The organism is Pseudomonas marginalis (genome assembly GCF_008692035.1).
In the GTDB taxonomy this organism is placed as follows: domain Bacteria; phylum Pseudomonadota; class Gammaproteobacteria; order Pseudomonadales; family Pseudomonadaceae; genus Aquipseudomonas; species Aquipseudomonas marginalis.
In genome coordinates this window covers 605,308-628,092 of record NZ_VTFG01000001.1, presented here as the reverse complement: position 1 = coordinate 628,092, position 22,785 = coordinate 605,308, and the positions used below count along the sequence as shown (strand labels likewise).

24 protein-coding genes are annotated in these 22,785 nt (G+C 59.8%); 15 read left to right on the top strand and 9 right to left on the bottom strand.

Annotated elements, in window-relative coordinates:
- Positions 1-88 precede the first annotated feature (88 nt).
- Complete coding sequence (locus FX984_RS02575; protein ID WP_027606592.1) at positions 89-439, top strand: hypothetical protein; 351 nt, start codon at positions 89-91, stop codon at positions 437-439.
- Positions 440-459: 20 nt separating this feature from the next.
- The gene (locus FX984_RS02570; protein ID WP_027606591.1) at positions 460-690 is read left to right on the top strand and encodes a hypothetical protein; all 231 of its coding nucleotides are present in this window, start codon (positions 460-462) and stop codon (positions 688-690) included.
- 9 nt (positions 691-699) lie between these two features.
- Here FX984_RS02570 and FX984_RS02565 read toward each other — a convergent pair whose 3' ends face one another.
- Entirely contained in the window at positions 700-981 is a 282-nt protein-coding gene (locus FX984_RS02565; RefSeq protein ID WP_027606590.1) for a hypothetical protein, read from the bottom strand.
- Positions 982-1,122: 141 nt separating this feature from the next.
- Positions 1,123-1,308 (bottom strand): hypothetical protein, encoded by a 186-nt coding sequence (locus tag FX984_RS02560; RefSeq protein ID WP_017528082.1) that lies wholly within the window; start codon positions 1,306-1,308, stop codon positions 1,123-1,125.
- Between the two features lie 309 nt (positions 1,309-1,617).
- Between FX984_RS02560 and galU the strand changes: the two genes are divergently transcribed.
- On the top strand, positions 1,618-2,457 hold the full coding sequence (galU, locus tag FX984_RS02555) for a UTP--glucose-1-phosphate uridylyltransferase GalU (protein ID WP_003212579.1): 840 nt from the start codon (positions 1,618-1,620) through the stop codon (positions 2,455-2,457).
- A gap of 100 nt (positions 2,458-2,557) precedes the next feature.
- A complete protein-coding gene (gene gorA, locus FX984_RS02550; protein WP_146476323.1) occupies positions 2,558-3,916 on the top strand; it encodes a glutathione-disulfide reductase in 1,359 nt (452 codons plus the stop codon).
- Here the strand turns inward: gorA and FX984_RS02545 are convergent, their stop codons facing one another.
- A complete protein-coding gene (locus FX984_RS02545) occupies positions 3,917-4,924 on the bottom strand; it encodes a DNA-binding protein (RefSeq protein ID WP_027606588.1) in 1,008 nt (335 codons plus the stop codon). It lies immediately after the preceding gene.
- Positions 4,925-5,094: 170 nt separating this feature from the next.
- Between FX984_RS02545 and FX984_RS02540 the strand changes: the two genes are divergently transcribed.
- The 3 genes from FX984_RS02540 (at position 5,095) to ahpF (ending at position 8,420) form a co-directional block, all read left to right on the top strand.
- Positions 5,095-6,027, top strand: coding sequence for a site-specific integrase (locus FX984_RS02540; RefSeq protein ID WP_027606587.1), 933 nt, complete (start codon positions 5,095-5,097; stop codon positions 6,025-6,027).
- Between the two features lie 133 nt (positions 6,028-6,160).
- Complete coding sequence (gene ahpC / locus FX984_RS02535; protein WP_003173835.1) at positions 6,161-6,724, top strand: alkyl hydroperoxide reductase subunit C; 564 nt, start codon at positions 6,161-6,163, stop codon at positions 6,722-6,724.
- A gap of 130 nt (positions 6,725-6,854) precedes the next feature.
- Entirely contained in the window at positions 6,855-8,420 is a 1,566-nt protein-coding gene (gene ahpF / locus FX984_RS02530) for an alkyl hydroperoxide reductase subunit F (protein WP_027606586.1), read from the top strand.
- A gap of 64 nt (positions 8,421-8,484) precedes the next feature.
- On the opposite strand, the gene gloA is transcribed toward ahpF, so the two are convergent.
- Entirely contained in the window at positions 8,485-9,006 is a 522-nt protein-coding gene (gloA, locus tag FX984_RS02525; RefSeq protein ID WP_027606585.1) for a lactoylglutathione lyase, read from the bottom strand.
- Between the two features lie 199 nt (positions 9,007-9,205).
- Between gloA and FX984_RS02520 the strand changes: the two genes are divergently transcribed.
- Positions 9,206-9,742: a DUF4946 domain-containing protein gene (locus FX984_RS02520; RefSeq protein ID WP_092357960.1), complete on the top strand. Its 537-nt coding sequence runs from the start codon at positions 9,206-9,208 to the stop codon at positions 9,740-9,742.
- A 111-nt stretch (positions 9,743-9,853) separates the two neighbouring features.
- Here the strand turns inward: FX984_RS02520 and FX984_RS02515 are convergent, their stop codons facing one another.
- The 3 genes from FX984_RS02515 to FX984_RS02505 all read right to left on the bottom strand — a co-directional run bounded on the left by FX984_RS02515 (position 9,854) and on the right by FX984_RS02505 (position 12,917).
- Positions 9,854-10,219 carry a histone-like nucleoid-structuring protein, MvaT/MvaU family gene (locus FX984_RS02515; RefSeq protein ID WP_027606583.1) on the bottom strand — a complete coding sequence of 122 codons (366 nt, stop codon included), beginning with the start codon at positions 10,217-10,219 and terminating at the stop codon, positions 9,854-9,856.
- A 183-nt stretch (positions 10,220-10,402) separates the two neighbouring features.
- Positions 10,403-11,959, bottom strand: a complete 1,557-nt coding sequence (locus FX984_RS02510) for an EAL domain-containing protein (RefSeq protein ID WP_092357962.1) — start codon at positions 11,957-11,959, stop codon at positions 10,403-10,405.
- A 31-nt stretch (positions 11,960-11,990) separates the two neighbouring features.
- Complete coding sequence (locus tag FX984_RS02505; RefSeq protein ID WP_146476324.1) at positions 11,991-12,917, bottom strand: LysR family transcriptional regulator; 927 nt, start codon at positions 12,915-12,917, stop codon at positions 11,991-11,993.
- Between the two features lie 77 nt (positions 12,918-12,994).
- Here FX984_RS02505 and FX984_RS02500 point away from each other — a divergent pair, with 77 nt between their 5' ends.
- The 7 genes from FX984_RS02500 (at position 12,995) to FX984_RS02470 (ending at position 21,530) form a co-directional block, all read left to right on the top strand.
- Complete coding sequence (locus tag FX984_RS02500) at positions 12,995-13,918, top strand: DMT family transporter (protein WP_146476325.1); 924 nt, start codon at positions 12,995-12,997, stop codon at positions 13,916-13,918.
- 246 nt (positions 13,919-14,164) lie between these two features.
- Complete coding sequence (hppD, locus tag FX984_RS02495; RefSeq protein ID WP_027606579.1) at positions 14,165-15,241, top strand: 4-hydroxyphenylpyruvate dioxygenase; 1,077 nt, start codon at positions 14,165-14,167, stop codon at positions 15,239-15,241.
- Positions 15,242-15,471: 230 nt separating this feature from the next.
- On the top strand, positions 15,472-16,035 hold the full coding sequence (locus tag FX984_RS02490; RefSeq protein ID WP_027606578.1) for a fimbrial protein: 564 nt from the start codon (positions 15,472-15,474) through the stop codon (positions 16,033-16,035).
- Positions 16,036-16,119: 84 nt separating this feature from the next.
- Positions 16,120-16,911, top strand: coding sequence for a fimbrial biogenesis chaperone (locus FX984_RS02485; RefSeq protein ID WP_223841590.1), 792 nt, complete (start codon positions 16,120-16,122; stop codon positions 16,909-16,911).
- A 167-nt stretch (positions 16,912-17,078) separates the two neighbouring features.
- Positions 17,079-19,652: a fimbria/pilus outer membrane usher protein gene (locus tag FX984_RS02480; protein ID WP_223841640.1), complete on the top strand. Its 2,574-nt coding sequence runs from the start codon at positions 17,079-17,081 to the stop codon at positions 19,650-19,652.
- Between the two features lie 64 nt (positions 19,653-19,716).
- Positions 19,717-20,751, top strand: a complete 1,035-nt coding sequence (locus tag FX984_RS02475; RefSeq protein WP_154905227.1) for a fimbrial protein — start codon at positions 19,717-19,719, stop codon at positions 20,749-20,751.
- Entirely contained in the window at positions 20,748-21,530 is a 783-nt protein-coding gene (locus FX984_RS02470) for a fimbrial biogenesis chaperone (RefSeq protein WP_051429372.1), read from the top strand. Before FX984_RS02475 ends, FX984_RS02470 begins: the two co-directional genes overlap by 4 nt.
- Here FX984_RS02470 and rarD read toward each other — a convergent pair.
- Together rarD and FX984_RS33060 are read right to left on the bottom strand one after the other, a co-directional pair.
- Complete coding sequence (rarD, locus tag FX984_RS02465) at positions 21,499-22,380, bottom strand: EamA family transporter RarD (RefSeq protein WP_027606575.1); 882 nt, start codon at positions 22,378-22,380, stop codon at positions 21,499-21,501. The two genes, FX984_RS02470 and rarD, sit on opposite strands and share 32 nt — an antisense overlap.
- 53 nt (positions 22,381-22,433) lie before the next feature.
- Positions 22,434-22,748 carry a hypothetical protein gene (locus tag FX984_RS33060; protein WP_430712818.1) on the bottom strand — a complete coding sequence of 105 codons (315 nt, stop codon included), beginning with the start codon at positions 22,746-22,748 and terminating at the stop codon, positions 22,434-22,436.
- Positions 22,749-22,785: the final 37 nt, after the last annotated feature.

The following is a 22,785-nucleotide window of genomic DNA, read 5'->3' as shown; positions in this document are numbered from 1 at the left end:
TATTTACCGAGTTATCAGGGATAAATCCTACGTGGGCGGGAGAAAATTACCATCTCCGCTGTCGTAGGGTCTTTATTGGAGGTTTTGTATGAAGTGGAGTGTGTTGGTTCTGGCCTTGGCGATAGGTGGGTGTGCTTCGGTTGCAGATATCAAGCAGACCCCGCCGACGTTGGCCGTCATTTCCGGGAAAAAACCCCAGGAGTATGCCGCGTGTGTGGTAAGGAAACTGTCGGCTACTCGTCGGCCGCCGCAGATTGAACCGCATAAAGATGGTGTGCAGGTTATCGTGCCGCAGAAATTTTCCGCCGATCCTTCGGCTATTTTCGAAATTGAAGAGCGCTCCAGCGGTAGCAGCATCAAGCTCTACGAGAGCATGTCCAACGTGCCGATCCGCCCGGGTGATGTGAAAAAAGCCGGGGAAGAGTGCATTTCCGGTTGAGGCCGCTGGGGAAAGCCGATATGAAGCGTGAACACGTCAAGGCCCGCCATGCCGAGGGTGAAATCTCGGCCACCCATGTCATCCAGAACCCCGCCGACCTGGGCGAATGGATCGTCTTCTTCAAGAAAAGCGGCGGTCGCAGCTTTTTTCTGGTGGATGATCAGGATGAAGTCGAATCCTTTGCCAGTCTTGACGAGCTGAGCGAAATCCTTCGGGAACTGGGGATCAAATTCGCCGAGATCCACCTGTAACCCCTGGGGTTATTTGCAGACCACCACCACACTGCGACTTTTGTAGTTGCCCACATCCTGGCCCAGGGTCTTGTCGCTTTCCTTCAGTGATGGCGTGCCCTCGGTGCCGACAATGCGATAGCCGGTGCCTGCGCAGGAGGCATCGGCTTTTTCGTAGCAACTGGCCCAGGAGTTGGCTTCGCCTGAACAGTCGATGGTCAGGCCTTGCTCGCCGTTCTTGAGGTAGACATCGGAAGTGGTGGTGCAGCCGGCGAGTGCCAGTACCGCAGTCAGTGCCAGAAATTTGTTCATGTGTGTTCGTCGTCGAGGGTGTGGGAGGGGCGCTGACACTGTCGTGGGGCGTTTCTTGAAGATTATAGCGAACTGCCATCTAGGTACAGGCAAAACCAAAAAAGCCCCGTGAGTCGGGGCTTTTGGCGCAGGGCTGCAGGCTTACTTGCCCTTCGGCCTTTTGCTCGACGCGTGGCCCGCTTCGTCAACAAACACTTCGGCGACCGCGATCGCCATGCTTTCGGTCTCGAAAACGCCCGCGACGCTGTCTCCATGGAAATTGATCAGGTGCCAGCCGTCTGCTCGCTTGGTGATCAGGTAGCCGTTCACGCCTTTTGGTTCTGACATCTATTAACAATCTCGTGGTCTGATTCAAGGATGCAATGATAGCGCCAAATGTTCCAGGACCGCGCAAGTTATTCCAAGTCAGTGTTCTGGGCTGAAAAGCGTGTTAAAAGGGTTGCAACCCCTTTAAACATGAGGGGACGGACTTTTTTAGCGTGCAGGCGGGGCTGCTCTTTGTGAGATCTGCGGAACTTACGCCGACATTTTTTCTCTATGATGACATCGCAACGCCAGCAGGACCCATTGTAAGGTGACTGCGGCCTGATTAGACTGCGCCGAATTCCGTACGCACAGCCCTTTGTAAGGACTTATATGATCAAGAAATGCTTGTTCCCAGCAGCCGGTTACGGCACTCGCTTCTTGCCAGCGACCAAGGCCATGCCCAAAGAGATGCTGCCGGTGGTAAACAAGCCACTGATTCAGTACGGCGTCGAAGAGGCATTGGATGCCGGTCTGAACGAAATCTCTATCGTCACCGGTCGCGGTAAGCGCGCACTGGAAGACCATTTCGACATCAGCTACGAGCTGGAAAACCAAATCAAGGGCACCGACAAGGAAAAATACCTGGTCGGCATCCGCAAGCTGCTGGACGAGTGCTCGTTCTCCTACACCCGCCAGACCCAGATGAAAGGCCTCGGCCACGCCATCCTGACCGGCCGCCCATTGATCGGTGACGAGCCGTTCGCCGTAGTACTCGCGGACGACCTGTGTGTGAACCTGGAAGGCGACGGCGTACTGACCCAGATGGTCAAGCTGTACCAGAAATACCGTTGCACCATCGTTGCGGTTCAAGAGGTCGATCCTCAAGAGACCAACAAGTACGGCGTGATTGCCGGTGACGACATTGGTGATGGCCTGATCCGCGTACGCGACATGGTCGAGAAGCCGGCGCCTGAAGATGCACCGTCGAACCTGGCGATCATCGGTCGTTACATTCTGACCCCGGACATCTTCAAGCTGATCGAAGAAACCGAGCCAGGCAAGGGTGGCGAGATCCAGATCACCGACGCCCTGTTGAAGCAGGCCAAAGACGGCTGCGTGATCGCCTACAAGTTCAAGGGTCGTCGTTTTGACTGCGGTGGCGCCGAAGGCTACATCGAAGCCACCAACTTCTGCTACGAGCACTTCTACAAGACCGGCAAGGCTTACTGATTCACGCAGGCCTGCCTTTGAAAAAGCCACCTTCGGGTGGCTTTTTCGTTTTTCAGTCCCATGTAAGTCGGTATGCTGATGTCCTGCCGAGGAGAATGAAATGGCCTACGATTTTGACCTGTATGTAATTGGCGCCGGTTCCGGCGGTGTTCGCGCGGCGCGCTTTGCTGCGGGCTTTGGGGCCAAGGTGGCCGTGGCGGAAAGTCGCTACCTGGGTGGTACCTGCGTAAACGTTGGCTGCGTGCCGAAGAAACTGTTGGTGTACGGCGCACATTTTGCCGAAGACTTCGAGCAAGCCAGTGGCTTTGGCTGGTCCCTGGGTGAAGCGAGTTTTGATTGGGCGACCCTGATCGCCAACAAGGATCGCGAGATCAATCGCCTCAATGGCATCTACCGCAACCTGCTGGTCAACAGCGGCGTGACCCTGCATGAGGGGCATGCGCGCCTGGTTGATCCGCACCAGGTGGAAATCAATGGCGAGCGCTTTACGGCCAGGCACATCCTGATCGCTACCGGGGGCTGGCCGCAGATTCCTGATATTCCGGGACGTGAGCACGCCATAGGCTCCAATGAGGCGTTCTTTCTCAAAGAGTTGCCCAGGCGTGTGCTGGTGGTAGGTGGCGGCTATATCGCGGTTGAGTTCGCCGGGATTTTCCATGGCCTGGGCGCGCAGACGTCATTGCTGTATCGCGGCGACCTGTTCCTGCGTGGCTTTGATGGTTCAGTGCGCACACACCTTAAGGAAGAGTTGACCAAGCGCGGCCTCGACCTGCAATTCAATGCGGACATCGAACGCATTGAAAAGCAAGCCGATGGCAGCCTCAAGGCGACCTTGAAAGACGGTCGCGTGCTGGAGGCCGATTGCGTGTTCTATGCCACCGGCCGGCGTCCGATGCTGGATAACCTGGGCTTGGAAAATACCGGCGTGAAACTGGATGAGCGCGGTTTCGTCCAGGTGAACGACCAGTACGAGACCACCGAAGCGTCGATCCTGGCGATCGGTGATGTGATCGGCCGTGTGCAACTGACGCCGGTGGCCCTCGCCGAGGGCATGGCCGTAGCGCGTCGCTTGTTCAAGCCCGAGCACTACCGCCCGGTGGATTACGCGATGATTCCGACAGCGGTATTCAGTCTGCCGAATATCGGTACGGTCGGCATGACGGAGGAGGAGGCGAAGAAGAACGGACACAGGGTGCAGATCTTCGAAAGCCGGTTCCGCCCGATGAAGCTGACCTTGACCGAGTGCCAGGAAAAAACCTTGATGAAACTGGTGGTCGACGCCGACACCGACAAGGTGTTGGGCTGCCACATGGTCGGTCCGGACGCAGGCGAGATCGTCCAGGGCCTGGCGATCGCGCTCAAGGCCGGCGCGACCAAGCAGCACTTCGATGAAACCATCGGCGTGCATCCCACGGCGGCGGAAGAGTTCGTCACCATGCGCACGCCTGTGGCTGACTGATCAGGCTGGCGGTGTTGCCTCTGGCGCCGTCGCAACGGCGGCGGCCAGGCGCAACGCTTCGATAGTGGCGTGGGCCTTCATAAGCTCCAGTTCCAGGCGCTTGTTGGTGTGCCCGTGCTCAGCCAGCGCTTGTTGGCGTGACTCACTTTCAAGCAAGGCCACCCGCAGGCGCTCCTGAAGGAGAGTGCGCTCGCTGTCGATCTGGCTCACGTGTTCGCTCAGTTTCAGTTGCTGGGCCTGACCTTTGCGGGTTTCCTCCTGCAGCGCAGCCAATTCCTTTGCCGTCACTCGGTGCTCGATCAGCAGGCGCTCGTTGTCGCGGTGCAACTGGGTAATTTCGTCCTGGCGAACCATTGCACTTTGCTGGGCTTGGCGCAGCTCTGCCTGTACTTGCTGCAGCTGGCCTTCGTGGCGCCGTTGCTCCTGCTCGCGCTGCTCCTTGATCGCATTGCGATAGTGCTCCAGTGCCTCGCGGGCATGCAGGTGCTTTTCTTCCAGCGAGCGAATCTGCTCATCCTTGTCATTGATCCGCAGTTCGTAATCACTGCAGGCCTGGCTGAGGCCGGCGTTGCGCGTTTGTTCAGTTTGCAGGCTGGTACTGGTGGTTTGCAGGGCAGCGCTTTCTTCTGCCAGTGCAGCCGCCTGAATATCGAATTGTTGCTTGAGTTCGCCGTGAGCTTCTTCAAGCGCCTCGATCTGGGCGAGCAGGGCGGTTTTTTGCTGTTCGAACTGCGCCAGGGCCAGGTCAATCGGCTCTTGAGCCTTGTCCTTCAAGCGCTGCGCCAGGCGTGCAACCAGTTCGCCCAATTCGTCGTCAATCGGCGCTTCGGTGATGGTCAGGCGGGCTTCGCTGTCGTCCAGCTCCTTCAAATAGCGGTGAATAGTGGTTTTCGAGCCGGTATTGCCCATCTCGATGCGTACCGCGTCGATGCTGGGGTTCTCGCCACGGGCGAGGATCGCCAGGCGTGCCGTTTGAACTACTGCTTTATTAATGCCGCCGCGAGCCATGGGGTCTCCGTCGATTTAGTACTGTGGTATGTATTATGTAGATACATACTGTATCACGAATAAAAACCTGTTCAAATTCATGATTTAACAGATGGGATATTGGCGTATTATCCCGTGTCATAAGCGACTGGAGCGCTTACATCTCTGCCAGCAGTACAAATAGGCCTCCCATGAGCGATCTGGACCTTTACCTCAACGCCGCCACCCGCGATAACACGCGCCGCAGCTATCGTGCGGCGATCGAACACTTCGAAGTCAGTTGGGGCGGATTTCTGCCGGCCACCAGCGATAGCGTGGCTCGTTACCTGGTGGCGCATGCCGGCGTGCTGGCAGTCAACACCTTGAAGTTGCGGCTCTCGGCATTGGCGCAATGGCATACCAGCCAGGGCTTTCCCGATCCGACGAAAGCGCCGGTGGTGCGCAAGGTGCTCAAGGGCATTCGTGCCGTGCACCCGGCGCAGGAGAAGCAGGCCGAGCCGTTGCAGCTCAGGCATCTGGAGCAGGTCGTGGCCTCCCTCGAGGCTGAAGCGCGAGAGGCCGTTGAGGCACATGACCAGCCGCGATTGCTGCGGGCCCGGCGTGACACTGCACTCATTCTGCTGGGCTTCTGGCGTGGTTTTCGCAGCGATGAGTTGTGTCGCTTGAGCATCGAACATGTACAGGCCACACCCGGTGCAGGCATCCGCCTGTACCTGCCGCGCAGCAAAAGTGACCGCGACAACCTCGGCAAGACCTATCACACGCCGGCGCTGCTGCGCCTCTGCCCGGTGCAGGCCTACAGCGAATGGCTCAGCGCCTCGGCCCTGGTGCGCGGTCCGGTATTCCGCGGTATCGATCGCTGGGGAAACCTGGGGGAGGGGGGCTTGCACCCCAACAGCGTGATACCGCTGCTGCGCCAGGCGCTTGAGCGTGCGGGCATCGCCGCCGAGCAGTACACCAGTCACTCGCTGCGCCGGGGCTTTGCCACCTGGGCCCATTCCAGCGGGTGGGACTTGAAGTCGTTGATGAGTTACGTCGGCTGGAGCGACATGAAATCCGCCATGCGCTATGTTGAAGCGACGCCCTTTCTCGGCATGACATTGGCTACTCAACCGCTGCTTTGAGATTTCTTCTATTAATACCGTCACCTGATAGGGAAAACCAATCGTCAGCATCAGGTTTGCCAATGAGCCATCCGCCGGGAGAGTGGGTAGGATTCACCTCATCAACTTCTTAACCCCTGACGGAGAGTCAACGATGCCTATCATCAACAGCCAAGTAAAACCGTTCAAAGCAACTGCATACAAAAACGGCAACTTCGTAGATGTGACCGACGCTGACCTGAAAGGCAAATGGTCGGTCGTGTTCTTCTACCCAGCCGACTTCACCTTCGTTTGCCCAACCGAGCTGGAAGACCTGGCTGACAACTACGCCGAATTCCAGAAACTGGGCGTGGAAATCTACAGCGTGTCCACCGACACCCACTTTGCCCACGCTGCCTGGCACAACACTTCGCCAGCCATCGGCAAAATCCAGTACACCATGATCGGCGACCCGACCCTGACCATCTCCCGCAACTTCGACGTGCTGATCGAAGAAGCTGGCCTGGCTGACCGCGGTACCTTCGTGATCAACCCGGAAGGTCAGATCAAGATCGTTGAGTTGAACGACGGCGGTGTTGGCCGTGACGCTTCCGAGCTGCTGCGCAAGATCAAGGCCGCTCAATACGTGGCTGCCCACCCAGGCGAAGTCTGCCCAGCCAAGTGGAAAGAAGGCGAGGCCACTCTGGCGCCGTCCCTGGACCTGGTCGGCAAGATCTAAGTCTGTGAAGACGTATCAAGGGCGGAACTCCGCACTTAAGTAAGCTGCATCCGCCCTCAAAACGCCCGGGCGATAGTCGCTCGGGCGTTTTTTTGTCTGCAATAAACCGAATTAATAGGAAATCGCCCGTATGTTGGACGCCAATCTTAAAGCTCAGTTGAAGTCATACCTGGAACGGGTCACCCAGCCGATCGAGATCGTCGCCTCCCTCGACGACGGCGCGAAATCCCAGGAAATGCTCGCCCTTCTGCAGGACGTAACCAGCCTCACCACGCTGATTACCCTGAAGACCGATGGCGATGATGCGCGTAAGCCATCGTTCTCCATCAACCGCCCGGGTGCCGATATCAGCCTGCGTTTCGCCGGCATCCCCATGGGCCATGAATTCACTTCGTTGGTGCTGGCCCTGCTGCAAGTCGGTGGCCACCCGTCGAAGGCCAGTGTCGAAGTGATTGAACAGATCCGCGCCCTTAAAGGCGAGTTCAGCTTCGAGACTTACTTCTCGCTGTCCTGCCAGAACTGCCCGGACGTGGTCCAGGCGCTGAACCTGATGGCCGTGCTCAACCCGAATATCCGCCACGTCGCCATCGACGGCGCGCTGTTCCAGGCTGAAGTCGACGAGCGTCAGATCATGGCGGTGCCGAGCGTCTACTTGAATGGTGTGAACTTCGGCCAGGGCCGCATGGGCCTGGAAGAAATCCTCGCCAAGCTCGACACCAGCGGCATTGAAAAAGCCGCCGAGAAAATCAGCGCCAAGGAGGCTTTTGATGTGCTGGTCGTCGGCGGTGGCCCAGCCGGTTCCGCAGCCGCCATCTACGCCGCACGTAAAGGCATCCGCACCGGTGTTGCCGCCGAACGCTTTGGCGGCCAGGTGCTGGACACCATGTCCATCGAGAACTTTATCTCGGTGCAGGAAACCGAAGGGCCGAAACTGGCCAGCGCCCTGGAAGCCCACGTGCGTCAGTACGACGTGGACATCATGAACCTGCAGCGCGCCAGCAGCCTGGTGCCGGCGAAGAATCCCGGTGACCTGCACGAAATTCGCTTTGAAAGCGGTGCGACCCTCAAGTCCAAGACCGTGATCCTGGCCACCGGCGCCCGCTGGCGCGAAATGGGGGTGCCGGGCGAGCAGGAATACAAGGCCAAGGGCGTGTGCTTCTGCCCGCACTGCGATGGTCCGTTGTTCAAGGGCAAGCGTGTGGCGGTGATCGGCGGCGGTAATTCCGGTGTTGAAGCAGCCATCGACCTGGCCGGTATCGTCAGCCATGTGACCTTGCTGGAGTTTGACAGCAAGCTGCGCGCCGATGCGGTATTGCAGCGCAAGCTGTACAGCCTGCCTAACGTTGACGTGATCACCAGCGCGCTGACCAGTGAAGTCAAAGGTGATGGCCAGAAAGTGACAGGCCTGGCCTACAAGGACCGCGATACCGGTGAGTTCAAGACCCTCGACCTGGAAGGCATCTTTGTACAGATCGGCTTGCTGCCCAACACCGACTGGCTTAAAGGCACTGTGGAACTGACCCCCCGTGGCGAGATCATTGTCGATGCCCGTGGCGAAACTTCACTGCCAGGGGTATTCGCCGCCGGTGACGTGACGACCGTGCCGTACAAGCAGATCGTGATTGCAGTAGGCGAGGGCGCGAAGGCTTCCCTGAGTGCTTTCGATCACTTGATCCGTACCTCCGCTCCGGCCTAAGCCCAGGTCCTGAAACGAAAAACCCCATGAGTGATCATGGGGTTTTTCGTTGTGCGTTAGAAACTTACAGCGGTGCTGGCTGAATAATCTCAACCCAGTACCCATCCGGGTCCTTGATGAACGCCAGGCTTTTCATGCGGCCATCGCTCAGGCGTTTCTGGAAATCGCAGCCCAATGCTTCGAAGCGTTCGCATGCGGCGACAATATCGGGCACCGAGATGCAGATATGGCCGAAGCCCCGTGGATCGGTGTTGCCGTTGTGGTAGGCGAAGTCGGCATCGTTTTCGGTGCCGTGGTTGTGGGTCAGTTCCAGGATGCCCGGGATCGACTTCATCCATTGGGTGCGCGCGGCGGCGTCGGCCGGGATCTGGGATTTGTCCACCAGGGCCAGGAAGTACAGGCTGAATTCGGCTTCCGGGAAGTCGCGCTTTTCAACCAGGGAAAAACCCAGGACGCGGGTGTAGAAGTCCAGGGACTTGGTGATGTCCTTGACCCGCAGCATGGTGTGGTTGAACACGAAGTTCGAGGTGGCGGTATCGGGTTGGGCGGTGACGCCCGGGAAGGTGTTCAGTTCGTGCAGGCTCATGGGCCCTCCAGAAAAAAATGGGGCAAACGCGGCTCCAGGTGCGAGGAGCGTTCCCTTGGCTTGCGGCTGGCGTCCGTGCAGCCGGGCCATGATACGCAAGGCCCGCTTGCTGCGCCAAATGAAAAAGCGCGCGCAGGTCTTGCGACCGGCCGGTGGCGGGGCTCACACTTTGTCGCTTGAACCTTGGGTGTCTTTTGCAATGATCGAATGTCGTATACCGCTGTTGAGCGCTCTGTGTTTGCTGTTGGCCAGCCCCTGGGTGTGGGCGGGCGACCCGGAAATTCACTGGCCCAGCGGCTGGCAGGTCGAGGAAGTGGTGCCCGACGGCGCCGCGCCGGCCACCCCGCAGCCGGTCTCGCGGCAGCGTGCGATCAAGAACGACGAAAATGGCAACACATTGATGGTGATGGAGTTGACGGGGACGCCGATCGAGGCCGGGCATAACGTTAATCTTCAGGGCGTATTGCTGGAGATGCGCAAGTCCATCCAGAAGGATTTTGCCCAGGGCGGTTATCAAAGTGTGTGCAGCAAGATGCACTCGACAACACTGAGTCGCCTTGAGGCCGTGGAAACTACCTGTGTGATTACCGAGAATGGACGGCACGTCCTTTCGCAAACATTGGTGGGGGCTGTTGATACCGATAAAGCGTATGTTTTTTCATACGCGGGTCAAGCCGACGCTTACGAAGCCAGCAAGGATGAAGTCAGTTCGGTGCGCGCCAGCCTCAAACTTTAAGTGCGTTTCGCCCGTCGATTCTCAACAAGGTGAAATGTTATTTAAGTTCGGTTTCGAGCCCTTGAATAAAAAAGCCCCGCATGTGCGGGGCTCTTTGTTAGTGCGCTGCGATCAGCCGCGAAGCCAGGAGTCTACAGTGGCCGCGCCATACTGTTCTTTCCAGGCCTTGAGGCCACGGTGGTTACCGCCCTTGGTTTCGATCAGTTCACCAGTGTGCGGGTTGTGGTAAACCTTGACCACGCGCGCACGGCGCTGTTTGGGTGCGCTGGCGGCGGCAGCGCTGGTCTTGCCCGGGTTTGGATCAAGGATCAGGATAATGTCGCGCAGGCCTTTGCCGTAGGTTTTCATCAGTCCTTGAAGCTTTTCTTCGAATTCGATTTCTTTCTTCAGGCCGGCGTCGTTCTTCAGGGACTCCAGCTGGGCGAGCTGCTCTTGAAGGGCTTTTTCTGCTGCGCGAAATTCGGCGAGTCTGGACAAAATCTATACTCCAATAGTGTATTTGGCTGATGTCAACTACAGACAAAGCTATAAGCCAATAGCGTTAAGGCGACTCACAGAAGAAGTCGTCCTGCGAGTTCTGCACAGGCAAGAAAAATTGTAGTAGTTAATCCGCCACGAGTAAATCACGTCTTTTGTCGTATTAACATTATTTCAACGCCGCTAGTGCATGGCTATTGAATGGCTGGCCAGATTTTTAATGAATTCATCGCTGGGTAATGGCTTTCCAAACAGGTAGCCCTGGAGGAAATCCACGCCGTGAGCGGCCAGGTATTCGCACTGCTCGGCAGTCTCTACACCCTCGGCAACGATGCCCAGGTCCAGCTTGCCGGACAATTCGATGATGCTGTCCAGAATATGCCGCGATAGTGCATCGGCACCGATCATGGCGACAAAACTCTGGTCGATCTTCAAGTAGTCCACATTGAAGTTACGTAAATAACCCAGGCTGGAGTGACCGGTACCAAAGTCATCGATGGCAATCATCACGCCCAGTTGATGCAGGGCGTCGAACAGTCGACGGGTAATATCCGTGGGCTCGATCAACTCGCGCTCGGTCAGCTCCAGCACCAAGGTCACCTGGCCCGGCGCAAAGGCGGCGAGAAATTCACGGCAATCCTCCACCAGTGCAAGGTCGTGGCAATGGCGCGCGGTGATATTCACGCCGATATGGAAGCCCGGGGTGAACTGCGTCGCATGGGGCGCCAGTTGGACGGCGGTCTGGCGCAGCAGGGCGCGGGTCATCGGTACGATCAGGCCGGAATGTTCGGCCAGCGGGATAAACAGATCGGGCCGGACCAGGCCTTCCTTGGGGTGCTGCCAGCGCATCAGCACTTCGCAGCCGGCCCATTCGCGGGTGTCACCGCGCACCACCGGCTGGAAGTACGGGATGAACTCATTGGCCCCCAGCGCCCGCTGCAGCTCATGGGTGGGCGCCGAGGAGCGCTTTTGCAGCCAGTGCGCAAGCAGGCCCGCGAGCACGCCAAAGAACACCACCAGGCTGAACAGCGCCGGGTAACGTGCCTGCATATAGCGCCACACCTCACCGGCCGGCATGCCGGCGTCGACGCTGTAGCGATAGCGCTCGGACGCCAGATGATGATGGGCCACGGCAAATACCGGGACGGCGGTGTCGTGCACGTTGCCATCGGCGCCGAGCCAGTGAGGCCCGACTTGCAGCACAAGCTGGGCATAGCGGCTGATCAGGCGCAGGGCGTTGGTCAGGTGATAGCCGTCGATCGAGGCAAACGCCGCTTTGTCCCCGTCGACCAGGCGGTAGACCAGCAGCGCGGTATCCGGCGTAACCGGGTTGCCGTTCATCAGCCACAGGCGGCCATCGACGTAGTCATCCGGGTTTACCGGTGACTCGTAGTTGCTGCCGAACAGGGAGCTGCAATAGATGTTTTTCTGCCAGGACAAGGTCGTCGCCCGCACAAACGGCCGGCGCGTGACCTGTTCACGCAACGCCAGTTGCGCGCCACTGTCACACGGTTGTCCGGCCAGGGGCAGCAAGGCCTGGGCGGCGAGGGCGGTATTGTCGAGCATCAGGTCGAATTGACGTACGGCTTCCTGGGCGGTTTGCGCCGTGCTTTGTTCGAGGGTGCGTTCGGCTTGCCAATACAGGATGGCCGCACCCAGCAGGATCGGCAGCACACCCGCCAACAGGCTGATCGCATAGCGGGTAAGAAGTCTTCGCGGGCCTTTGACAGTGAGGGGCATGGGTTCAGGCCTGTTGCGCAGGGAGAGGGCTTTACCGGCAGGCCGGCGGGGAATGTTCCGATGATAGATGGCCCGCTTGGAATTTGCTCGCCCTGACAAGGCCTTGCGCAATCTCGATAAAGGCCAGGGTGGCCGGTGACGACTGCCGACGATCCAGCACCGCCAGGCCGATCTGGCGCGGCACACGGGGCGAGAGCGGTCGCTTCACATAGCGCATATCAAGTGCCTGGGGCAGCGACGCTTCGGCGACGATGCTCAGGCCATCGCCACGGCTGACCGCTTCCAGGGTGCTCAGCAGTTGTGCGCAGCGATAACGAATCCTTGGTCGCAGTTGTCCGGCGTCGAACAGGCGGGTGACCAGTTCCGAGGAGCCGGCTTCGGTCAGGATAAAGGCATCGTCGCACAAGTCCTGCAGGGCCAGGGTGTCCCGCGCAGCCAATGGATGATCTGCCGGCAGCAGCGCCACCATCTGGTCCTCGAACACGGCAAAGGTGTCGTAGCGCTCCTGTTCCAGCACCACAAAGCCCACATCGATCCGTCGCTCATCCAGCCACTGCAGCACCTGGCGGTCGGGGCCTTCGTCCACATGCACCTCAATCCCCGGATGGGCGCTGCGAAACTGGCTGAGGATGGCGGGCAGCAGGCGAATCGACGCGGTCGGCCCGAACGAGCCGATGCGCAAGGTACCGCGCCGCATGCCCCGGGCATCGGCCGCTTCTTGTTGCAGGGTGTTGGCCAGGCCGAGCATGGCACGGGCACGTCCGAGTAATTGCCGGCCGATGTCGCTGAGTTCTACCTGCGACTGGTGGCGGCGAAACAGCTCCACACCGAGCTCCTGCTCCAGGGCCTTGATGGCATGGGACACCGCCGACTGGCTGATGCCCAGGCGGTGGGCGGCACTGGTGAAGCCCTGCAGCTCGGCGACCAGCGAGAAGATTTCCAATTGGGTCAGGGTCATGAGTGAAAGCTCATTTTACGATGATCAGATATTAGCTGAAGAATACGTCAATTCTCTCCGTACCTAGAGCCATCCCCATGCATCCCGCCTCCGATTACCTGACTTATTGCAAACTCGCCGTCGTCATCATGATCTGGGGCGGCACCTTTGTCGCCGGGCGCTTCCTGGCCGACCACCTCAATCCGCTGCTGGCCGCCAGCCTGCGTTTTATCCTCGCCAGCCTGGCGTTGTTGCTGTTCATGGCCTGCGCGCGTATTCGACTGTTACGCCCGAACCTTCGGCAGTTTGCGCAACTGGCGGTGCTGGGCTTCTGCGGGATTTTTTTCTACAACCTGTGCTTCTTCTATGGGTTGCAGTACATCAATGCGTCGCGGGCTTCGTTGATCGTGGCGTTGAACCCGGCGGTGATCGGCCTGGCGAGCTGGCTGTTATTCAAGGAGCGGCTGAGTCGGATCAAGCTGCTGGGGATCCTGTTGTGCCTGGTCGGTGCCGGGACGGTCATTGTCAGTCGTAACCCGCAGTTGTTGCAGGCCACCGCCGATGCCTGGATCGGTGACCTGCTGATCCTGGGTTGTGTGGCAGGGTGGGGCGTTTATTCGTTGTGCGCGCGGGGGCTCAACCAAAGCCTGGGGCCATTGCAGACGGTCACGTGGTCGGTGCTGCTGGGCACGTTGATGTTGACCTGCACCGCGTTTGTCACCGCAAGCGTCAGCGTAGAAGCGCTCGGCCGCTTGCAACTCACCCAGTGGCTCTGCCTGGCCTATCTCGGCGTGTTGGGCTCGGCGCTGGCGTATATCGGTTACTACGACGGCATCCGGCGTATCGGCGCGACGCGCTCCGGCGTGTTTATCGCACTCAACCCGCTGACGGCGGTGATCTGCGGTGTCTTGCTGCTGGGGGAGCAACTGACGGCGCCCATCCTGGCGGGCGGGGCCGTCATCCTGCTGGGGATCTACCTGTGCAACAAACCCCTTGCACAGCCCAGGGCAATGGGGATTTGATAAGAGTACGGACAAATGCAGTTACGCTGTGTAGAATCGATTTACGCATACAAGAATATGGACTTGCGCTCACGCAAGCCTCGGCCGTCAGAGACTGATGTAACCATGAAGCTACTCGGCTCCCCCCTCATCTTTGGTGACTTCCTCGCCCGCAGTGTGCGAGGCCTTTCCTGCGCGCCGCCCTCCGACCTCATCCTTGCTCGCACATAACCAATTGCTACCCACAAGAATGATGAGGCGCCGGCCATGACCGACCACTATGAAAACCCAATGGGCCTGATGGGCTTTGAATTTATCGAATTCGCATCGCCGACCCCGGGCACCCTGGAGCCGATCTTCGAGATCATGGGCTTCACCAAAGTCGCGAATCACCGCTCCAAGAACGTCCAACTGTTCCGCCAGGGCGAGATCAACCTGATCCTCAACAACGAGCCCAACAGCATCGCCTCCTACTTCGCCGCCGAGCATGGCCCGTCGGTGTGCGGCATGGCGTTCCGCGTCAAGGACTCGCAAAAAGCCTACAACCGCGCCCTGGAACTGGGGGCCCAGCCCATCCATATCGAAACCGGCCCGATGGAGCTGAACCTGCCGGCCATCAAGGGCATCGGCGGCGCGCCGCTGTACCTGATCGACCGTTTCGGTGAGGGCAGCTCGATCTATGACATCGACTTCGTCTACCTCGACGGCGTCGAGCGCAACCCGCAAGGCGCCGGCCTCAAGGTCATCGATCACCTGACCCACAACGTCTATCGCGGGCGCATGGCCTACTGGGCCGGCTTCTACGAGAAACTGTTCAACTTCCGTGAAGCGCGCTACTTCGATATCAAGGGCGAATACACCGGCCTGACGTCCAAGGCCATGAGCGCCCCGGACGGCATGATCCGCATCCCGCTGAACGAAGAGTCGTCCAAGGGCGCCGGGCAGATCGAAGAGTTCCTGATGCAGTTCAATGGCGAGGGCATCCAGCACGTCGCGTTCCTCACCGACGACCTGGTCAAGACCTGGGACGCACTCAAGAAGATCGGCATGCGCTTCATGACCGCACCGCCGGACACCTACTACGAAATGCTCGAAGGTCGCCTGCCGAACCACGGCGAACCGGTGGATCAGCTGCAGGCGCGGGGCATCCTGCTGGACGGCTCGTCCATCGAAGGCGACAAGCGCCTGTTGCTGCAGATCTTCTCGGAAACCCTGATGGGCCCGGTGTTCTTCGAGTTCATCCAGCGCAAGGGCGATGATGGGTTTGGCGAGGGCAACTTCAAGGCGCTGTTCGAGTCCATCGAGCGGGACCAGGTACGTCGTGGTGTGTTGACCGCCGACTGATCCATGTGGGGCCTGGCAGGCTGCCCAGGTGCTTGACGAACATGCTCCGTATCCCAAGGTACGGAGCATTTTTTTTGCCTGCCAATTCAGAACGAGCTTGAAACAAACGACTTTTCCAGGCCTGGGAACCCGATTGATCGCGATATCCACACATGGGGGGCGCAAGAGCTGATGTTCTCCTGTGTCGCAACCGTGCATTCCGCGAACCCAACTTTAAGGAAAGACTGACTATGACAAAACAAACTCTGGCGGCTGCAGTGCTGGCCTTTTGCGGCTTTGCCGCCAGCTCCGCTTATGCGGCAGACGGTACCATCACGATCACGGGCTCGGTCAGTGGCACCACCTGCACCATCAGTGGCGGTACCGGGGCCTCGCCAGGTTCGGGCGCCAACTTCCCGGTAGTGCTTGACCGAGTGCAAACCTCGGCCCTCAAGGCCGCAGGCGATACGGCCGGCGCCAAGCGCTACTTTGTCTATGTCGGCGGCTCGGGCGGATGCCCGAACGGTACCAAGGTCGCCGTACGTTATGAGCCGACCAGCCCTGGCATCAACCCGGCAACCGGCAACCTGCGTAACACGGCCACGGCAACGCCGGCCTCGCGGGTTGAGGTACAAATCCTCGATGGTGCGACCTCCACGCCGATGGACTTGCGCACCGGCAACAACTCGACCGTTGCCACCGTTACCAATGGCCTGGCGACCTTGCCGTTCTACGCACGCTATATCGCCAACGGTGGCGCGGCGGGCGCGGGTAATGTCACCAGCAGTGTGCAGTACTCGGTCACCTTTCCTTGATGCAGCCACGCAGATGACCATCGCCTGAGATCCTCGCTCGACCCGGCGGTCGGGCGCAGGACAACTGTTATCAAGGATTACCCGATGCAGGATTTACTGATGATCTTAAGTCGTCGAGCGATGTGCGTGGCGCTGAGCCTGTCCTTGGGGATGGCCTCGCACATGGCGCACGCGGGCGTGGTTATCGACGGTACGCGACAGATTTACCCCGAGCAGCGACGCGAGGTCACCCTACGAGTGACCAATGATGACAAACATGCACCCCGCCTGGTCCAGGCATGGCTGGACGCCGGTGACCCAGAGGCAGCGCCGTCGCTGAGCGATGTGCCTTTCGTGCTGTCTCCGCCGGTATTTCGCCTGGACTCAGGCAAAAGCCAGTCCATGCGCCTGTCCTACACCAAGGCACCGCTGCCTGCGGATAGAGAGTCGCTGTTCTGGTTGAATGTACTTGAGGTCCCTGGTGCGACCAGTGAGTTTGATCCCACGCTTGAAGACGATCAGCGGAACCACTTCAAGTTCGCGTTCCGTATCCGCACCAAAGTGTTTTTTCGTCCGGCGCAGTTATCCGGAACACCCGAGGAGGCGCCCGGGCTGTTGCGCTGGTCCCTGGCGCGGGTCGCCCAGGGCAACGAGATACAGGTGCATAACCCATCGGCGTATCACGTCACCTTCAACGACATTGCCCTGCTCATGGGCGCCGATCCAAACGCGAAAAAACTGATCCTGCCGGAAGGGATGGTGGAACCAGGAGGCACGTTGAAGGTACCGGTGCCGAAAGCCGCGAAGGCAATACCTGCCGATGCACGGGTGAGTTTCACCTACATCAACGATTTCGGCGGCTTTTCATCGGTGCAGCCTGCTGTGTTGCACCGCTGAACGCGTCCCCGGAACGTTGATGATGGCAAGCAAACGTACATTTCCCAGCGTCCACTGAAGTCATAACTATGCCTAGTCACATCCAGGTAAGGGTGCATCGTTGCGCCCCGATTTTGCCATTCCAGCCTCGCACGATGATGTTGGGTGGTTTGATGAGTGCGGCCGTGATGGCAAGCGATGCCGCGCTTGCGTCTGAGTTGAGCTTTGATCTGAACGCATTCTCCAGTGGCCTGGCGTCGTCGGTCGACACGTCACGGTTCAACACCGGCAACCCGATGAGCCCCGGCCTGTACCGCGTAGATATCGTGGTCAACGGCCAGGCATTGGGGCGCAGGGAGGTGGAGTTCGTCGCAGCCCAGGCAAAGGCCGGCGCGCAGCCATGCTTGAGTCGCGAAGTGTTGGAAAAAATCGGTATCGCGATGGATAAAGTCGATACCGAGGCCCATGGGCGCGAGGTCGGCAACCCTGCCGCAGCCGGCCAGTACTGCGGCGACCTGGGGCAGTGGATTCCGATGGCATCCAGCACCTTCGACCCGGGTGCGCTCGAGTTGGCCGCCAGCGTGCCGCAGGCCTATATGAAGCGTTCCATGCGTGGCTACATTGACCCCGAGTCGCTGGATGAGGGGATTGCCGCAGGGTTACTCAATTACAACTTCAGCACCAGCGCAGTCACCGCCGGTGAAGGTGACGGTCGTACTTACCTGGGCCTCAATGCGGGGATCAATCTGGGCGCCTGGCGCTTGCGGCACCAGGGCGCCCAGGCCTGGAGCAATCGCACAGGCTTCGAGACTTATCAGAACACGTCCACGTATGTGCAGCGCAGTATCATCCCCTGGCAGTCACAACTGACCCTGGGAGACACCTTCAGCAACGGACAGATTGTCGACGGGGTCCGCCTGCGGGGCGTGACCCTGGCCACCGATGACCGCATGCGCCCGCAGACGCAGCAAGGCTATGCACCGCAGGTACGGGGTGTCGCCGACAGTAATGCAACGGTCACGGTCAGCCAGAACGGCTACACCATTTATGAGACCACGGTGGCGCCTGGCCCCTTTGTCATCAGTGACCTGCATGCCACCGGATACGGCGGTGACTTGATCGTCAATGTGACCGAAGTCGACGGGCGTCGGAACACCTTCGTCGTGCCGTACTCAGTGGCCCCGCAGCTGCTGCGGGCCGACACGACAAAATACAGTGCCACCCTGGGTGAGGTGCAGCAAAAGGGCATCGACGCCAAGGGGGCGAGCGTCTTTCAAGGCACTCTGCAACACGGCTTGACCGATGACCTGACGGTGTATGGCGGCGGCAGTCTTTCCAAAGGCTATGAGCAGGGAAAGGTCGGTGTTGCGTTGAATACGCCCGTCGGCGCCTTTTCGCTGGACACCGCCACCTCACGTACCGCGGTGCCAGAGCATGGACGCCTGACCGGGCAAAGCCTCGGGCTTGGCTACAACAAAAGCCTGCCGGCCTCGGGGACGCATTTTGCGCTGGGCGCGTATCGATTCTCCACGGAGGGATACCTGAACCTTCCGGATGCCCTGAATGTGCGTGAGATCGCGAGCGGCTCCGGTGATGTCAACGGCTATGCCCGGCAAAAAAGCCGGCTCGACCTGACCATCAGCCAGCAACTGGGCATCGGCACCCTGAGCCTGTACGGCAGCTCTGTCGACTATTGGGGCGAGAACGAGGGCCGCCAGGTTTCATTCACCGCCAGCTACGGCTCGACCTGGAACAAGCTCAACTGGAACCTTTCGGCGCAACGTTCGAGGGTCCAGGACACGCGACAACTGACCCAAAGCGAACTCAGTGACGATGTGTTCTTCGGGCGTATCGGTCAACCCGGGCGCATTGATAACCGCTACATGCTCACGCTATCGATGCCCCTGGGGAGTGAGTCGAGGTCGCCGACGATCAATACTTCGCTGTCCCGGGATACCGGCGATACACGGGGCAGCCAGCAGCAGGTGGGCATCAACGGCTTCCTGGGCGAGAACGCCGAGGTCAACTACGGTGTTTCCGCCCACCGTGCGACCAGTGATAGCACGCGCTCCAGCCAGTTCAACACCTATGCGGGTTATCGCACCGATGCCACCCACCTGCGCGCCGGATATGGCCAGAGCCGCGATAGCTCGCAGCTTTCGTTCGGCGCCGACGGCGGAGTAGTCGTGCACGCCGACGGTGTGGCGTTCTCGCAAAGCCTGGGCGAAGCCTCGGCGCTGGTCCATGTGCCGGGAGCCGAAGGCGCCCGGCTTGGCGGTGGCGGCGGTACACGGGTCAACAGCAAGGGATACGCCGTCGTGCCCAATCTGACGGCGTTCCAGAACAATACGGTGGAGATCGATCCGGAAGGCATGTCGCTGGATGTGGAGCTTCAGGAATCGACCCGCAACGTCGTACCGACCTCGGGTGCGGTATCGCTGGTCAAGTTCGACACGGTCAATGGCCGGGCAGTGGTGGTCAAGGGCGTTCGCGAGAATGGCAGCCCGCTGCCATTTGCTGCACAGGTATTCGATGGGCAAGGGCGTGAGGTCGGTGTGGTGGGGCAGGCCAGCAAAGCCTTCGTCCGGGACATCCCGCAGGAAGGCCGCCTGACCGTCAAGTGGGGCAGCAAAATCGCCGAGCAGTGCGATATCCACTACCACATGCCGCCGGCCACCGCCGGCCAGCGACAGGTCACTACCGACTTCATGCAAGGGGTATGTGTGGCGAGCCAGGCTCGCCAGGTGGCGGGCCAGCCATGAGCGAGCGCCGATTCATGATTGATGCGATGCAAGACTTATCCGATATGACAGAGGTGCTGTTTTCATGACTAGGTATTCGCTTGCCGGCGTGTTGCTGGGAGGATGGATGGTGGCGCTGGAGGCTCAAGCGATCACCTGCGCCCCCGGCCCGTCGGTGAATATTACTATTCCCCCGATCACCGTTGCGGCCGGGCAACAGGTAGGACAAGTGATAGGGTCCGCCAGCGGCTATCGCTTTGACAGCCCTCCAGGATCTGCGCTTCGGTGTACCACTGGCATTGCTTTTGGGGCACAGGCCAGGCTGGCGCTGGTCAATAGCCCGCCGACGGGCCAGACATTTTCCGCCAACGGGCTTTCAATGCCGGTGCACGCCACCAATGTGCCTGGGGTCGGGTTTGCCATGATGGCGAGGGACCCGAATCGGCCGTTCATGCCTATCAACACGGCGGGTGTCACACTGATTGTTGGAGATATCAGGGCAAGGCCCATCGTCCTCGGGCTTGATACCCGTATCTACTTTGTAGCCACGGGCCCCATCACCGGCGGCACGATCGCCGCCAGGAACCTTGCAAGGTATACGATCACCGGCACGCCCATCAGCGGGGCCGGCTATTACGCGGTGAACTTTTCCAATATCACGATCAATGCGCCCCGCAAACCCACCTGCAGCATCACCACGCCTTCGGTTGCAATGCCCATGCCGGCCGTGGCTGCACGTGACTTTCGCGGGGTGGGCAGCTTCGCCGGCAGCGTGACCCGTAACATCACACTGTCATGTACGGGCGGCACCAGCGGTGCTACGCGTGACGTATTTATCACGGTGACAGACCAGACCACGCCGGCCAATCGCAGCGATGTGTTGTCGCTGACCCCGACCTCCGTGGCCAGCGGCGTCGCACTGCAACTACTGCGGGGGAGCACACTGGTGCGTTACGGCGCCGACTCCACGACCATTGGCAACCCGAACCAGTGGCTGGTCGGCACAACCGGCAATGCAACCGTGCAGATTCCTTTGACTGCACGTTATATCCAGACGGGCTCATCGATCCGGCCCGGCAGCGCGAACGGGTTGGCGTCCTTCACAATGAGCTACCGATGAGCATCGCGCTGTGGAGCAGGGGCCTTGGCGTGCTGATGAGCCTGCAGGCGATCGTCGCGCAGGGTGAAATCGTGATTGACCGCACACGTGTCATCTATCCGGGCGCCGCGCGCGCGGTGGTGATCAACCTGCACAACGAGGCTGACAGTCCGCGCCTGGTGCAGGCGTGGATCGATGACGGCGATGCGGCGGCGGCGCCCGAAAACAGTGATGTGCCGTTCACGATTACGCCACCCATCGTTCGCATGAATGCAAGCACCGGACGCGCCTTGCGGATCATGCATTATCAAACGCCGAAGCCGATGGCTGACCGGGAGTCGGTGTACTGGCTGAACGTGCTGGCAATCAGGCCGAGTGTTGAGGCCTCGGCTGAAACCAACGTCCTGCAATTTGCCTTTCGTACGCGGATCAAGCTTTTCCTCCGGCCCGCCGAACTGCCGGGGCAGGTGCAGGACGCGGCTCACGCGCTGCAATGGTCCGTAAGCGGTGGAGGCGAGGCGGGGTTGGAGGTGCTTAACCCCACGCCCTATCACGTGACCTTGTCCGGGGTGGTACTGACACTCCGCGCAGTGGAGCATCGCAGTGAAGATCCGCCGATGGTCGCGCCCTATGGGACTGCACGGATTGCGATGCCCGGGCTGCCTCACGAGGGCCTGACCGGCACGCCGGTAGAATTCACCACCCTGGACGATGAGGGTGCCACTCAACACCATCAGGCGCTGTTGCGGCCTGTCGCCTGTTCGTCGCTCAAGCCCTGCGCTGACGCACCAGGTGCTTGACCCCTTCGAACACAAGGACCATGACCGCTATCCAGATCGGGATGTAGGTCAACCATTCGCCGGCCTTGATGCCTTCACCCAGCAGCAGCGCCACCACCAGCAACAGCACCGGCTCGACATAACTGAGCAGTCCGAACAGGCTGAACGCCAGCAGGCGGCTGGCGATGATATAGCTCACCAGCGCCGAGGCGCTGATCAGGCCCAGTATCGGGATCAACCCGTACAGCTTGGGGTGGGCATCCATCACCGCAAAGCCCTGTTCGCCGCTTTGCACAAACCACCAGGCCACCGGCAGCATCAGCGCCATGTCCAGCCAGAGTCCGCCCAGGTGGTCGGTCTTGAGGTATCTGCGCGCAATGAAATACAGCGGGTAACCGATGATCACCACCAGCGTCGCCCAGGAGAACCCGCCGGCCTGGAACAACTCGTTGAGTACCCCGAGGCCGGCAAAAAACACCGCGATCTTTTGCAGGTAGGACAACTGTTCGCCCCATACCAGGCGCCCGGTCAGCACCATGGTCAGCGGCAGCAGGAAGTAACCCACCGATACATCCAGGCTGCGCCCATTCAGCGGCGCCCACATGAACAACCACAACTGCACGCCCAGCAACGCCGACGACAGCACCACACCGCCGATCAGCCGAGGCTTGGCCGCCAGCACTCGCAGCAATTCCCAGACCCGCCGCCATTCGCCGCTGACGATCATGAACACCGTCATGCACGGCACGGTCAGCAACATGCGCCAGCCGAAAATTTCCAGCCCGCTCAATGGCGTCAGCAATGACGTGAAGTAATACATCACGGCAAACAACACCGAGGCCGACACCGATAACACAACACCTTTAGACACGCTGTCCTCGCGAAAACCGATTTCAAACAAGTAGGGGGAATTTCAACAGGGGATTATGGTGCTTTTGAAGCGAGAGGGTTGCGCTGTTTTGGGGCGTTTTTCAGGAAAATGTCTCGCTGCCGCCGCTTGGGTCTGCCTGGCAGGGGCAGTCGGGGTGTTGTTGTTGTGGTTGTTGTTGTGGTTGTTGTGGTTGTTGTGGTTGTTGTGGTTGTTGTGGTTGTTGTGGTTGTTGTGGTTGTTGTGGTGAGCGGGCTTGCCCCGCGCTGGGCTGCGAAGCAGCCCCAATAACTGGCGACGAGGTTTTCCTGGAAAAACGCGACGGCTTTAAAGGGCTGCTGCGCAGCCCAGCGCGGGGCAAGCCCGCTCACCACAGCAAGCCCGCTCGCCGCAGTAAGGCCGCTGCGC

Bases quoted from the DNA above. Each gene is read 5' to 3' on its own strand.
- FX984_RS02505 (WP_146476324.1), bottom strand. From the start codon at position 12,917: ATGACCCTGACCCAATTGGAAATCTTCTCGCTGGTCGCCGAGCTGCAG.
- FX984_RS02500 (WP_146476325.1), top strand. From the start codon at position 12,995: ATGCATCCCGCCTCCGATTACCTGACTTATTGCAAACTCGCCGTCGTC.
- hppD (WP_027606579.1), top strand. From the start codon at position 14,165: ATGACCGACCACTATGAAAACCCAATGGGCCTGATGGGCTTTGAATTT.
- ahpF (WP_027606586.1), top strand. From the start codon at position 6,855: ATGTTGGACGCCAATCTTAAAGCTCAGTTGAAGTCATACCTGGAACGG.
- ahpC (WP_003173835.1), top strand. From the start codon at position 6,161: ATGCCTATCATCAACAGCCAAGTAAAACCGTTCAAAGCAACTGCATAC.
- FX984_RS02480 (WP_223841640.1), top strand. From the start codon at position 17,079: ATGGCAAGCGATGCCGCGCTTGCGTCTGAGTTGAGCTTTGATCTGAAC.
- FX984_RS02570 (WP_027606591.1), top strand. From the start codon at position 460: ATGAAGCGTGAACACGTCAAGGCCCGCCATGCCGAGGGTGAAATCTCG.
- FX984_RS02520 (WP_092357960.1), top strand. From the start codon at position 9,206: ATGATCGAATGTCGTATACCGCTGTTGAGCGCTCTGTGTTTGCTGTTG.
- FX984_RS02565 (WP_027606590.1), bottom strand. From the start codon at position 981: ATGAACAAATTTCTGGCACTGACTGCGGTACTGGCACTCGCCGGCTGC.
- FX984_RS02560 (WP_017528082.1), bottom strand. From the start codon at position 1,308: ATGTCAGAACCAAAAGGCGTGAACGGCTACCTGATCACCAAGCGAGCA.
- FX984_RS02510 (WP_092357962.1), bottom strand. From the start codon at position 11,959: ATGCCCCTCACTGTCAAAGGCCCGCGAAGACTTCTTACCCGCTATGCG.
- FX984_RS02470 (WP_051429372.1), top strand. From the start codon at position 20,748: ATGAGCATCGCGCTGTGGAGCAGGGGCCTTGGCGTGCTGATGAGCCTG.
- FX984_RS02545 (WP_027606588.1), bottom strand. From the start codon at position 4,924: ATGGCTCGCGGCGGCATTAATAAAGCAGTAGTTCAAACGGCACGCCTG.
- FX984_RS02475 (WP_154905227.1), top strand. From the start codon at position 19,717: ATGACTAGGTATTCGCTTGCCGGCGTGTTGCTGGGAGGATGGATGGTG.
- FX984_RS02485 (WP_223841590.1), top strand. From the start codon at position 16,120: ATGCAGGATTTACTGATGATCTTAAGTCGTCGAGCGATGTGCGTGGCG.
- galU (WP_003212579.1), top strand. From the start codon at position 1,618: ATGATCAAGAAATGCTTGTTCCCAGCAGCCGGTTACGGCACTCGCTTC.
- FX984_RS02490 (WP_027606578.1), top strand. From the start codon at position 15,472: ATGACAAAACAAACTCTGGCGGCTGCAGTGCTGGCCTTTTGCGGCTTT.
- FX984_RS02540 (WP_027606587.1), top strand. From the start codon at position 5,095: ATGAGCGATCTGGACCTTTACCTCAACGCCGCCACCCGCGATAACACG.
- FX984_RS02575 (WP_027606592.1), top strand. From the start codon at position 89: ATGAAGTGGAGTGTGTTGGTTCTGGCCTTGGCGATAGGTGGGTGTGCT.
- gorA (WP_146476323.1), top strand. From the start codon at position 2,558: ATGGCCTACGATTTTGACCTGTATGTAATTGGCGCCGGTTCCGGCGGT.
- gloA (WP_027606585.1), bottom strand. From the start codon at position 9,006: ATGAGCCTGCACGAACTGAACACCTTCCCGGGCGTCACCGCCCAACCC.